Origin of the sequence: Anaerocolumna chitinilytica, from assembly GCF_014218355.1 — a bacterium.
Taxonomy (GTDB): Bacteria; Bacillota; Clostridia; order Lachnospirales; family Lachnospiraceae; genus Anaerocolumna; species Anaerocolumna chitinilytica.
Genome location: NZ_AP023368.1, coordinates 3489015 through 3502393, shown reverse-complemented (window position 1 = coordinate 3502393; position 13379 = coordinate 3489015). Strand labels below are relative to the sequence as shown.

At 38.9% G+C, this 13379-nt stretch carries 9 protein-coding genes; all 9 read left to right on the top strand.

Going from position 1 to position 13379, the window contains the following annotated elements:
- The first annotated feature begins 49 nt into the window (after window positions 1-49).
- The gene (locus bsdcttw_RS15280; protein ID WP_185255708.1) at window positions 50-1972 is read left to right on the top strand and encodes a leucine-rich repeat protein; all 1923 of its coding nucleotides are present in this window, start codon (window positions 50-52) and stop codon (window positions 1970-1972) included.
- 15 nt (window positions 1973-1987) lie between these two features.
- A complete protein-coding gene (locus tag bsdcttw_RS15275; RefSeq protein WP_185255707.1) occupies window positions 1988-3439 on the top strand; it encodes an oligosaccharide flippase family protein in 1452 nt (483 codons plus the stop codon).
- A gap of 310 nt (window positions 3440-3749) precedes the next feature.
- Window positions 3750-6083, top strand: coding sequence for a hypothetical protein (locus tag bsdcttw_RS15270; RefSeq protein ID WP_185255706.1), 2334 nt, complete (start codon window positions 3750-3752; stop codon window positions 6081-6083).
- A gap of 23 nt (window positions 6084-6106) precedes the next feature.
- On the top strand, window positions 6107-7165 hold the full coding sequence (locus bsdcttw_RS15265; protein ID WP_185255705.1) for an acyltransferase family protein: 1059 nt from the start codon (window positions 6107-6109) through the stop codon (window positions 7163-7165).
- A gap of 30 nt (window positions 7166-7195) precedes the next feature.
- Window positions 7196-8182 carry a glycosyltransferase family 8 protein gene (locus bsdcttw_RS15260; RefSeq protein ID WP_185255704.1) on the top strand — a complete coding sequence of 329 codons (987 nt, stop codon included), beginning with the start codon at window positions 7196-7198 and terminating at the stop codon, window positions 8180-8182.
- A gap of 515 nt (window positions 8183-8697) precedes the next feature.
- Window positions 8698-10422 carry a GspE/PulE family protein gene (locus bsdcttw_RS15255; protein WP_225903673.1) on the top strand — a complete coding sequence of 575 codons (1725 nt, stop codon included), beginning with the start codon at window positions 8698-8700 and terminating at the stop codon, window positions 10420-10422.
- 69 nt (window positions 10423-10491) lie between these two features.
- Window positions 10492-11547 (top strand): type IV pilus twitching motility protein PilT, encoded by a 1056-nt coding sequence (locus bsdcttw_RS15250; protein ID WP_185255703.1) that lies wholly within the window; start codon window positions 10492-10494, stop codon window positions 11545-11547.
- Between the two features lie 20 nt (window positions 11548-11567).
- The gene (locus bsdcttw_RS15245; protein WP_185255702.1) at window positions 11568-12782 is read left to right on the top strand and encodes a type II secretion system F family protein; all 1215 of its coding nucleotides are present in this window, start codon (window positions 11568-11570) and stop codon (window positions 12780-12782) included.
- A gap of 68 nt (window positions 12783-12850) precedes the next feature.
- A complete protein-coding gene (locus bsdcttw_RS15240) occupies window positions 12851-13363 on the top strand; it encodes a type II secretion system protein (RefSeq protein WP_225903672.1) in 513 nt (170 codons plus the stop codon).
- Window positions 13364-13379: the final 16 nt, after the last annotated feature.

The following is a 13379-nucleotide window of genomic DNA, read 5'->3' as shown; positions in this document are numbered from 1 at the left end:
TAATCCTCGGCCCAAACCTAATGAGCGTTGGAAAGGCGTGGGAATTAATATGGAAAATTCGTTACTAAGCGTTGTTTTAATTGCAAGAAGAGATACCACCTTGAGTATTTTAAAAACGCTAAATAGTATTCTTAATCAAATATATTCGCCAATCAGAGTGTTGGTGGCAGATGCAAATGAACCAAACAGTATCTATAGCCTCAGCTTGCAGGAGGATTTGACTGCTTATCCTAATGTGGAATATCTTAAGATGGACCAGCTGCTGTCTGCTGCTGAGATTCGTAATTTTACCCTGGATTATGTGACAGGAGAATATATCGCCTTCTTAAACAGCAATGATTCCTGGGACTCTACTAAGGTGTTGTTGCAGCTGGAACAACTTAAGAATAATACAGAGGCTGCGGCTTCCAGCAGTAATGGGCTGCTTCTTGATAAGAGGGAGGCTCATGTTGCAGCAGAGCCGTTGATTGAACATCTGACCTTCGAACCCTCAAGATGGATTTTGGATAACCCTGGGAAAATGTCTGCTCAGGTCATATACAAAAGAGAAGCTGTGAAAGAGGCAGGGGGGTTTGATAGTCGGTTTACAAATTTTATTGACGGAGATATGCTTATCAGACTGAGTAAGAAGAAAAAAGTGTTGATTACCCCTGTTAATTTATGTGAATGCAGTATTACTTCAGATAATAAAGAGTATGAGTTTAATGACCTAAAGGATTGCCAAAATATTTTCTATAAATACATGGACCTCCTTTTGGTCGACAAAAAAATGTCACAGAGTATGTATAGCAGAATGATACGTCTGGCAAGGGCTAATTATCTGTGGCTGAATTATGCGGGATATATCCTGGTATATTTTATGAAGGCCCCTATTCATTCCGTTTTCCTGTTGCTTCGAAACCTTGGAAAAGCTTTCAGGTATCTGCTAAAATGGCTGTTAAGAACTATGTCCCAGGTATATGAGAATATACGAATCAGCAATGATCTCCGTCTTTTCCGGAAAGGCAAGTTTGAAAGGGTAAAAGCGTTAAAGCCCTCAATTCTGCAGAACGTAACGAAGGAGGAAAATATACTTTTTTCTTCTGCCCGCCAATATAACGAGGAGAATCCTCTTGATTTTATGTTTAATCACAGGTTGAAAAATATCGTAATTCCTGAATATGTAACGGTTATAAAAAAAAGCATGTTCTATGGTTGTGACCAGCTTATTTCTGTTGAAATACCGAATACGGTACAAGAGATTCAGGCCCATGCTTTTCAAAATTGCAAGAGCTTACAAAATATTTTTGTGAAGGAAGGAAGCCGCCTTGGAAAAATCGGTGACTATGCCTTTGCGGGCTGCAGTGCTCTGGAGAATCTCTGGCTGCCCTCCAGTATAGTTGAAATTGGAAAAGCTGCCTTTGCCGAGTGTTGTTCTTTAAAAAAGTTGAATTTTACCGGCAATATTTTCCCTACAGCCCTTGTAAAAATTCCTCGATTCACCTTTGCTGGATGTACGAATCTTGGTGCAGTAGAGTTTGGACAGGGCAGTATGCTGGAATTTGTGGGAAGAGGTGCTTTTATGGGATGCGGCAGGCTTAAGAAAATATTTCTGACGGGAAAAGTAAAGGTTTTGGGAAGTTATGCTTTTGCATATTGTAAACAGCTTGAGACAGCAGTATTACCACAGATTGATACATTAAAATATATGGGCAAAAGTGCCTTTATGCATTGTGAAGCTTTAACTTATTTTCAGCTGCCGACCCAGATCGGACGGATTTATGAACGAACTTTCTACGGATGTTCCGGCCTAAAGCAGATTAAGATACCTAAGAAAGTGCTTTCTATTAATCATCAGGCCTTTGCCAAATGTACTTCCCTTGTAAAAGTAATTATTTTATCAGGAGATATTGCAATTTCACCGACAGCTTTTGAAAAGCGTGTAGAGTTTCAGATGCAGGAAAATATTGAGGAAGAGAATACTTCTAACTAGTAGAGGAATGAAAAAATGGGCATAGATATTAAGAAAAACTATATATACAATGTCATATACCGCTTGTCCATTTGCATTTTGCCGCTTATTGTTACACCTTATATAGCTCGTGTGCTGGGAGCGGAGCAGGTTGGAGTGTATACCTTTTCCAGCACGGTTGCCTGCTATTTTATAATGTTTGGAAAGCTGGGACTTGATAATTACGGAAACCGAAGCATCGCTGCCTGCAGAGAGGATATCGGGAAGAGAAGCAGAGTCTTTTGGGGGATTTTTACCATACAAATTCTAACTTCTATTCTCTCTATCCTAATCTTTATTTTGCTGGTGCTGACAGTTTTTAAAGAAGACCGGAGAGTATATTGGATGCAGCTAATCTATGTAGCCTCCATCCTTTTTGATGTCAGCTGGTTCTTTTACGGCATGGAAAGGTTTCGGTTAACTACTATAAGAAGTCTGATATCCCGAACACTGATTATTGTCTGCGTTTTTACTTTTGTACATTCTGACAGGGACCTTTGGATATATACCTGCGTAATGTCAGTTTGTTTTTTGCTGGAGCAGGTACAGCTTATTCCGTTTCTGTTCCCCTTAGTTAAGAGGGTAACTCTGAAAAAAGAAGATATCACCTGTCATATTGTACCGAATTTGAAACTGTTTGTTCCGCTCTTTGCTTTAAGCATCTATAACTGGCTGGATAAAATTATGCTTGGTGTTCTTGTTAAGAGCACCACTGTAGTAGCTTTTTATGCTTTTGCTGAAAATATCATTAACCTCCCCAAGGGAATTCTATCAGCACTGGATACGGTTATGCTGCCAAGAATCTCAAATCTGGTTGCAAATAACAGAATAGAGGAAGGTGTGCAGAAGATGAAGAATTCCATCAGATTTAACAGTTTCGTCTGCTGTGCACTCTGTTTTGGAATTGCTGGAGTGGCATCAAACTTTGTACCCTGGTTTTTTGGAAAGGAATATGAACCTACGATTCTTCTCACCATGGAGCTTGCTATGGTTATGATTCCCATGAGTATCGTTAACGTTGTACAGACACAATATCTAATTCCATTTCATAGGGAGCATGTATATATGTGGTCCGTGTCTTTGGGAGCACTGACTAACATTATATTAAATCTTTTGCTTATTCCAGGGCTAGGAGCTAGCGGAACTGTTATTGGTACATTTGGGGCTGAATTAGTTGTATGCACATATCAGATGGTTTATATACGGCATATCTACAAGGTGAATCAGCTGTTTAAGACCTTGAGGCCTTTTGTGATTTGCGGTGTGTTAGAATTTGCAGCGGTATATTCTTTGGGTGGTCTTCCTTTCAATAATTTCCTAAGATTGCTTCTTCAGATTTGTGCCGGAGGTTTTGTATATCTGGCTGGATGTTGCATTTATGTTATCTTTATCAGTAAGGAATACCGCTCAGTCGGGAATATTATAAGTGGATTGAAAGATAGTATGTAGTGTGAAAATTAAAAGGCAATTTTCACACACATGTTTGTGCCTGCGTAATCCTCGGCATAAACATGAGGCGCGTTGGGAAGGCATGATTGTAGTGTGAAAATTAAAAGGCAATTTTCACACACATGTTTGTGCCTGCGTAATCCTCGGCGCAAACATGAGGCGCGTTGGGAAGGTATGATTGTAGTGTGAAAATTAAAAGGCAATTTTCACACACATGTTTGTGCCTGTGTAATCCTCAGCGCAAACATGAGGCCCATAGAGACTGGAATGGTTGTTTGTATAAATGAGAGAAGTGAGGTGAGAAAAGAAGATGATAGTTGATACGAATGCATATATAGTGTCTTTGGTTTTAGTACTATTATGCAGTGTGGTACGGGATTTTCTGATTCCGCTGATTGTTTGGAGAAAATATCTTTTAAATAAAAGCTATAGTTATCGTTTTTGGTTTTGCTTGCTTACCCAGGCAGCACTGGAAATTAACCTGGTATACCTCCTTGGGTTTTTCAATATCTTAAATCGTTTCTCAATCATTGGAAGCAATGTACTTATTTATTCCTTTATAATCTGGAATTTCTCTGATAAACAGTTTTTTTATCGCTGTAAGGTTACCATTCTGGAATTATGGGAGGCAAGTAATGAAGAAAGATTAGTCAAATACTTAACGCGTAAGATTAGAGAAAGGTCAAAGACTTTATGGCGGTCATTACTGCAGTGGAAAATATGGAAGTATATTAGAAAGAACTGGCTGGAAACGATTCTCTTAACAAGTCTGGTTCTATACAATATATATTTTCTCACGCACTTTGTTATGAAGTATCATAGCTATCAGTTTCCGGATATACCGGTGCATCAATCCTGGATTTATGGCATGGAAAAGGGCAAAATGTTTTTCGAGGGAGTCTATCCCTATGGAATGCATATTATGATACTTATCCTTCGTGCGTTCTTTCAACTAAACCTGCGTGAGATACTGCTTTATTCGGGGACATATCAAACAGTGCTCCTTATCATTGGAATATTTTTGTTAGCAAAACAGATTTTTTATGGGAAGTATACACCGATAACGGTTGCAGTAGTGGTTAGCCTTATGCTGAATCAAAGCCGTTACGCAGCTGCCCTGCCGCAAGAGGCAGCCATGTATGCTGTTATCGGACTTGCCTATTTTATGTTCCGCTATCTGAAGCAGGACAGAAAAAAATCTGTGGTTGAAAGTGATTCAAGGCTTCGGTCTTTCTTTCGTATGAATTCCTACATCAACCGGAGATATCTGAATTCCGATGCCCTTTTTGTTATGATATGTGTCTCATTGGTCATTGCATATCATTTTTTTACCGCGATTGCAGCGATTTTTATGGTAATAGCAATTGGACTGGCTTACCTTCCAAAGGTCTTAAAGAAACAGTACTTTGTTCCGCTGATGTTTTGCGGAATAATGGGGGCAGTGATAGCAGTTCTTCCAATGGCAGCTTTTCTTGCCAGAGGAGTCCCTTTCAATGGCTCCATGAACTGGGCAACCAGCGTAATCGAGGGTAAGAAATGGCAGGGAGCGGAAACGAAGTATGAAACTAATCTGAATGAAGCATTAGGGGAAAATGTTGCAGGCGAGGGCAACGAGGATACGTCCGCAGAAGATGAAACAAAGGTAAAAATCGACTACTCAAAGATGTCTGCAAAGGAAATTGTAATCTATGTAGGTAATTCCTTATTCAGCTTTGCCAGTACAACGATATATAACGAGGAAGCAATACTGGTACTGTTTGTGTGTATGTTGTTAGGATTTTTATGTTCAATCCTAATGATTTTACGAAAAAAGACCAGAAGTATTGGGCAGGTGTATTTGGCAATAATCATCAATATGTTTATTCTTTGTATATTTGGAGCCGCTAAAAAATTGGGAATTGTCCAGTTGATTGAGGTGGCTAGAATAGCAACTTTTGCGGAGCCAATCAGCGGGTTTATCTATATAATTCCGCTGGATTTTGCATTTCGTATAGCAGGAGGCTGGAAGAATCGCTACTACCAGGCCTTCCTTAGGACGTTTTCACTCTTTCTTGGCGTCGGTATAGCATCTGCCATTATTCTGCTTGGCTGGGTGCACAGCTTCTTCTATTTTGATCAGGCATATTATAACGAATCCGAGTATGTCCTGCGAAATATTAAGAAGACATATCCCAAAGACACTTATACGATTGTTTCTCCTACCGAGGAATACTATGATGTTTTGGACTATGGCTACCATACACAGCTGGCTCAGTTTATGGATATGGTAAACGGGAATCAAAAACTTTTTACTTTTCCGACCAAGTATGTTTTCTTTTTTATAGAAAAGCATGTGTTAAATGATTACATCTATGGCTATGTGGATGTGAATCTGAAATACGCAGCCAAGAATTTTGCTTATCTGGGGGATGTGCAGGACTATTACTATCAACGTGCAGTCATTGAATCCCAGGCATATTATTGGGCACAAGAATTTAAAAAGAGGTATCCGGACAATTTCAAGGTTTATTTTGAGGATGATATCTACGTGGTTTATATGATGAAGCAGAATGTTTATAGTCCTTATGATCCTCAAATTGATTACTTGTCTGATTATGCGGATGAAATCAAAGCAATCGAAAAGAAAGCGGATGGCACACAATAATTGTAGCAAAGGTATGGTATTTTATGTATCGCATAGATGAAAGGTTATCAGCCAGAATTAATATTTTGAAATTTCTATCCATAATTATGGTGGTTTTTATACACAGCAGTCCGGCGGTAACGGCTTATAACAGCTTATCAGGAGGAAGTTTATCAAAACAATGCCTTGATTTTCTGATTTATATCCTATCACAGTCAATTTCAAGAACAGCTGTCCCGTTATTCTTTCTTATTTCAAGTATTTTGCTTTACTCGAAAGAGTTTAGGTGGGTTACGAATATGAAAAAGAAATGCAGGTCTGTTCTGCTGCCATATCTATTTTGGAATAGTTTTTGGATATTGTTTAGTTATTGTGCCCAGACCATTAAAATAATCGCAGCATATTTTCCCAGAGACAGTTATTATGTTAGAGATTATGGTCTTCTGGATTGGCTTAAAGCTTACACCTATCTCAATGGTAACTATCCATATCTGTATACTTTATGGTTTTTAAGAGACTTATTCTTATTGAATATACTGGCAATTGTCATTAAAAAAATAGTTGATAAGGCACCGGTGCTCCTGCTGGCCTTGCTTGCGGGTCTTTGGTTTAGTAATATCACAATCCCTTTTCTGGACAATCAGACGATAGTGTTTTTTACACTGGGGTATTACGTAGTAAAATATCAACTGGATGTGAAAGTAATAGATCGTATAAACTCATTTCTAGCGATGATACTCTTTGCAGGATTTACTGTTATGGATTATGCCTTTTCTTTTTACCTTCCGGCTATTCATAATCTAAGTGTAATCATTGGAATTTTGTTCTTTATAAAATTGTCAGGTCAGCTTACTTTTTATAAAAAATGCGATAGAATTATTTGGTTATCAAAGTATGCTTTTATTATATATGTATTCCATGAAATGAATTTATCAATGCTAAAAGAATTGTCACTCCTTGTATTTCCTCAAACTATTTTAGTTCAGCTATTGGAATATTTGTTGATACCTGTAATTATTATAATCGGGTGTATCTTCTTTGGAGTAATATTGCAAAAAATAAGCCCTAAATTTTATTCTGTCGTAACCGGAAACAGAAGTTAAGGCCGGGAGTTTATGGAAAAGGAGAAATGGATGGATCAGAATCAAAAGTTGTGCGTTGCTTATGCAGCTGATGATAAGTATGCAAAATATCTTGGTATTTCCATGCTGTCATTGTTTCAGTCGAATATAGACTTCACAGAAATCATAGTATTTGTGATGGATTGCGGAATAGGGAATCCTAACAGAGAAAAACTTGAATGGATTGCGAAGGAATATAACAGAGAGATTAATTTTATATCAATGGAAGCGGCAGTTTCAGGGCTTCAATTAAATATGGGAACCAGAAAGATAGCAATTGCTTCTTATGCGAGGCTGTTTTTAGCATCGATTATTCCTAAGATTTATGACAGAATTTTGTATCTGGATTGTGATACCATTATCCGAGATAATCTGAAGGATTTATGGACAGTGGATTTGAAGGGGTATATGGTCGCAGGAGTTCGGGATACCGTAGACAGCTTTTTCTTAAAGAAGATTGGAATGGAGCCTCAGGAATCTTATGTGAATGCGGGGGCGATACTGATCAATCTGTACAGTTGGCGGGAAGAGGAGATGGAGAAGCAGTTTATGGATTTTATCCGAAAACACAATGGTAATGTGCCTCACCATGACCAGGGAACCATCAATGGTGTCTGCAGGAATAAAAAGCGCATTCTTGCTCCCAGGTACAATGCATTTGCTAATATCTATTCATTTTCTGCAAAGACCATCAAGCGTATATACTTTTTGGACAGCTTTTATACACAGGCAGAGTTAGAAGAGGCAAAAAGAAATCCGGCTATTTTACATTTTACCACAGGTTTGGTAGGCAGACCCTGGGAAGAAAACTGTACACATCCTATGCGAAAGGAATATAGAAGGATTGCAAAAGCATCTCCCTGGAAGGAGGAAACACTTCAACAGGATAGCAGGAAGTTTTCTGTGAAGTTATTTTCGAGTTTTTATAGGCATGCACCACTGTTTGTCTCAGAGCTGGTTTATCGTTTTATTAGTTTGCTTAGCCATGTTAGAGATTAAGAAGACATGAATTTCATATGTCAATAGGCAGCTAAAGTTTAGCCGTTGTTTTGCTTTGGTATGTTATTTATGTCCTGATGCAATTAATAAGATATTATTTTTCATATCATAAAATAACAATATTATCTTAAAATAAATATAATTTTTATATGGAAGGGTATTACAGGAATTTTACAATAAATTCATGTTAATACCCTATTTTTTGTCGCATAATTATTTCAGAAGTTATTTCATATTTGCTCTATAAGCAAATTGGCATTTATAAATATAGTAAAAATATGTAAAAACCCTGAACACGTTGAAATATCTATCTTTGCAAACTTGCTCCAGGATAAAATTAAGGAAAAATGAGTAAAATATTTGGTATTTTATGGATTGGAGTATTGACAAAAATTAGGCTAAATAGGTATAATAAGACAGGACTAAAGTCCTATTGACTTTATTAGAACACATGTTTGGTATAAATTGTAAATTGATTATATTTAATAGATTAGGCTGATGAAGGTGGAAGAAATTTGTTGAACAATTTGACTCAGGGAGTTGTTAGGAAGAAGAAACGTTTGGGTGATCTTCTGGTAGATGCCGGGGTGCTTAGTGAACGAGAATTATCTGAGGCACTAATGAAGCAAAAAGAGAAGCAGCAAAAGCTTGGCATGACGCTTATAGATATGGGGATAACAACAGAGGAGCAGATTGCGAATGCACTCCACCACCAAATGAATATCGATATGGTCACCTTATCCGATATCAGTATCCCGGAAGAGATTATTGCTCTGGTGGATGAATCTGTTTTAAGAAGGTATACCCTTATTCCTTTTGCCTTTAATAAAAACAATCCGGGAATATTAAGGGTCGCCATGTCAGACCCGTTGGATATTATTGCGATCGACGATATTTCCATTGTTACCAATTATCAGATTGAACCGGCGGTATCCACTCATAAAGATATAGCAGCTGCTATAGACAGGTATTATGGCAATGCAGAAGCCATGAAGGTAGCTGAACGGTATACCAGAGAACGTCAGGAACAATACGCTTCCAAGGAAAAGGAAGAGAATGCTCAAAATGAAGATGTAAACAATGCACCTATCGTGCAGTTGGTTACTAAAATAATAGAACAGGCAGCAAGACAGAGAGCCAGCGATATACATATTGAAGCCTTGAGCAGGCAGGTAAGAATTCGCTTTCGAGTGGATGGGGTACTAAAAGAGGCCATGCGCTATGATGTGGAACTTTTACCCGCAATTATAGCAAGAATAAAAATAATCGGCGGAATGGATATTTCTGAGAAAAGAAAACCTCAGGATGGCCGTATTACTCATATTGTAGACCGAAGAGAATATGATATCCGTGTTTCTATCCTTCCCACCGTATTCGGTGAAAAAGTAGTTATGCGTCTCACCACGAAGGAAGGTCTTACAAAGGACAAGCGGGAATTGGGATTTTCAGAGGAAGAATTAAAGCGATTTGACAGGATACTGGAGAATCCGCATGGTATGATACTGGTTACCGGTCCGACCGGAAGCGGTAAATCCACTACCTTATATACCGTATTGAGCGAACTTAACACCGAAGGGGTCAATATTGTTACTGTTGAGGATCCCGTTGAAGCGAATATCAACGGGGTAAATCAGGTGCAGGTGAATTCAAAAGCCGAGCTGACCTTTGCATCGGCACTGCGTTCTATCTTAAGGCAAGACCCGGATATCATCATGATTGGTGAGATACGTGACAGTGAAACCGCAGAAATAGCCGTTAAGGCTTCCATCACAGGGCATCTGGTAGTTAGTACCCTGCACACCAATAGTGCCGCCAGTACCATTACCCGTCTGGTTGATATGGGGGTGGAACCATATCTGATAGCAGATTCCACCGTAGGAGTTATAGCTCAGCGTTTGGTGAGGAGACTATGTCCGAAATGTAAAGTATTAAGGGAGACCACTCTGCTTGAGAGAGAGTTACTCGGAATACCGAAAGAGCGGGAACATCAAATTTATGAAGCCAGTTCTTGCGGTTGTAACCATTGTAATAATACCGGATTCTATGGACGTATCGGTGTATATGAAATAATGCCGGTTTCCCCTCAGCTTAAGGAAGCTATCAGTAAGCGTACCGGTGCGGAGGAAATCAAACAGATTGCTCTAAGAGAAGGAATGGACACCATTCGAATGAGTGCCACCAGATATGTTCTGGATGGAATCACTACCATTGATGAAATGAAGAAGATTTCTTTTGAATAATAAAGTACATGTATAAGATTATTAGTTATTTCAATATCTGATAAACAAACTTAGGATAAGGTACATAAAATGATAACAATAAATGAATTATTGACCATAGCAAAACAATGCGGAGCCTCAGATCTTCATGTGACCGTAGGGATAGCACCGAAAGTTAGAATTAATGGAGAACTGACGGACTTAAATTACAATAAAATGCTTCCGGATGATACCATGGCACTAGTTCTGTCAATTACACCGGAACATTTTAAAAAAGTTCTGGAGGAGAAAGGAGAAGCAGACTTCTCTTATTCCATTCCAGGGCTAGGAAGATACCGTGTAAATATATTTAAACAGAGAGGCTCTGTCGCAATGGTAATGAGACTTGTGGGAACAATTATACCTCAGGCCAGCGACTTAGGGGTGCCGGAGTCCGTAATTGAATTAACGAAGAAGAAAAGAGGTCTGGTTCTGGTAACCGGACCTACTGGCAGTGGTAAATCCACCACCTTGGCTTCACTGATTGATATCATAAACAGTACCTATAACACCCATGTAATTACCCTGGAAGATCCTATCGAATACCTGCATAATCATAAAAAAGCAGTCGTGAATCAGAGAGAAATCGGTTTGGATACCTATTCTTACGCCAATGCCTTAAGAGCTGCTCTAAGAGAGGATCCGGATGTTATTCTGGTAGGGGAGATGAGAGATCTGGATACCATAGCTACGGCAATCACAGCTGCGGAAACCGGACATCTGGTATTATCCACCCTGCATACCATAGGAGCTGCCGCCACCATTGATCGTGTTATAGATGTTTTCCCGCCTCATCAACAGCAGCAGATACGAATACAGCTTGCTTCTGTACTTGAATCGGTCATTTCCCAGCAGTTAATTCCCACCGCTGACAGCAAGGGGAGAGTAGCAGCTTATGAAGTCATGCATGCTACAAATGCAATCAGGAATTTAATCCGCGAGGCTAAGACCCACCAGATTCCATCCATCATACAAACCAGCAAAAAAGCAGGGATGCAGACAATGGATGATGCAATCTATGAGCTTTATTTAAGGGGCAGGATTGCAGCTGATAAGGCAATCAACTTTGCTCAGGATCCCGCTGCATTGGACAGAAAATTATTTTGACATAGGAGGGAGGAAGGTTCTTGGCAAGTTTTAGTTATGTAATTATAGACCCCATGGGAAAAGAAAAACATGGTTCCATGGTAGGAGATAGTGCGGATAAAGTAACCTCCGCCCTTAAGGCAGACGGGATGATACCTCTATCTGTGAAGGAACAGTCCCTTTTAACCAAAGATTTAAACTTTGATATCGGAAATGGTGTAAAAGCCAGAGATTTAAGCATATTTTGCAGACAGTTTGCCAGTATATTGTCTGCCGGTGTTACGATTATCAGCGCTTTACAAATGTTAGGCGACCAGACAGAAAAGAAGCGCATGAAGAATGCAATCCGGGAGATACAGGCTTCCGTAGAAAAAGGTGAGACACTGGCTCAGTCTATGGGTTTACAGCCAAAAGTCTTTCCCCCTATACTCGTGAATATGGTAGAAGCTGGAGAAGCTACAGGAAGTCTTGAGGTTACCTTTGAGCGAATGGCACTGCACTTTGAAAAGGATTCCAAATTAAAAGGGCTGATTAAGCAGGCAATGATTTACCCCATGGTAATCTGTATTGTAGCTGTTGGCGCAATTAGTATTATGATGACTGTTGTGGTTCCAAACTTTATAGCCATGTTTGACAGCATCGGAACCAAATTACCTGCCATCACACAGTTCGTAGTAAATATCAGTAATTTTATGGTAAGTAAATGGTGGCTGCTCTTACTCATAATCGCCATCGTTGTCGGGGGATTTATCGCTTTGAGGAAAAATCCAGCCAGTGCTGAAGTGTTAGGAAGGATTGCTCTTAAGGTCCCTCTGTTTGGTAGCTTGATTATTAAGTCCTCCTCTGCAAGACTTACAAGAACCCTTAGCACCATGATAACGGCAGGAATCCCTTTAATTGAAGCACTTCAGATTACCGCAAGAACCATGGACAATATTATTGTGAAGAAATGTCTTATAAATGCCAGTGAAGAGGTAGCAAGAGGAGTTCCCTTATCAAAACCTTTGGAGTATTCAGGCATCTTTCCTCCCATGGTTTATCACATGATAAACATCGGAGAAGAAACCGGTAACATGGAAAGTATGCTGGATCGTGTGGCAGATTACTATGATGAGGAAGTAGAAGCTGCGACAAAAGCTCTGACCACAGTTTTAGAACCTCTTATTATTGTCATATTAGCATTGGTAGTAGGAACCATCATAATGGCAATTATGTCGCCAATGATGAGTCTGTATAGCAGTATCGAGAAGGCTTAAGTTTAAACATGGCTGCTGCCAGGATAGCCATTTTTAATAAATAAATTACAATGAAGGAGAAGTTTATAATGGAAAAAGTAATTGAGATGATTCCGGTTCAGGGAACAAAAGAGAAGAAGAAAAACAAAGGGTTTTCATTAGTGGAGTTGATTATCGTAATTGCTATTATGGCAATTCTGGTTGGTGTTGTTGGTACACAGGTGTTGCCATATATTGAGAAATCCAGACAGGCAAAAGATTTTCAAGTAATTAGTGGTTTTTGCACTGCAGCAACAACTGCTTATGCATCAAATGCTGCTGATATTTCTGCAACTACAGGAACTATAAGTTTCACATTAAATGCTACAACTGATACAACAGCACCTACAGGCGATGCTCTTATAATATATAATGAGGTAAAGACTTTAACTGGTTATACAAATATTACAACATTTAAAACAAGCTTGAGTTCCAAAGCAGGTAAAGATATAAATGGAATAACAATAACAGTAGATTTGACAAATAAAAAAATTACTGTAACAACATCACAAGCAACATCATCATATGATGATGTATTTAAAGATGTAGTAGGAACTCTCTAATAATCCTGAAAGGACC

Coding starts and splice junctions, on each gene's coding strand:
- bsdcttw_RS15275 (WP_185255707.1), top strand. CDS start 1,988: ATGGGCATAGATATTAAGAAAAACTATATATACAATGTCATATACCGC.
- bsdcttw_RS15280 (WP_185255708.1), top strand. CDS start 50: ATGGAAAATTCGTTACTAAGCGTTGTTTTAATTGCAAGAAGAGATACC.
- bsdcttw_RS15260 (WP_185255704.1), top strand. CDS start 7,196: ATGGATCAGAATCAAAAGTTGTGCGTTGCTTATGCAGCTGATGATAAG.
- bsdcttw_RS15270 (WP_185255706.1), top strand. CDS start 3,750: ATGATAGTTGATACGAATGCATATATAGTGTCTTTGGTTTTAGTACTA.
- bsdcttw_RS15265 (WP_185255705.1), top strand. CDS start 6,107: ATGTATCGCATAGATGAAAGGTTATCAGCCAGAATTAATATTTTGAAA.
- bsdcttw_RS15240 (WP_225903672.1), top strand. CDS start 12,851: ATGGAAAAAGTAATTGAGATGATTCCGGTTCAGGGAACAAAAGAGAAG.
- bsdcttw_RS15250 (WP_185255703.1), top strand. CDS start 10,492: ATGATAACAATAAATGAATTATTGACCATAGCAAAACAATGCGGAGCC.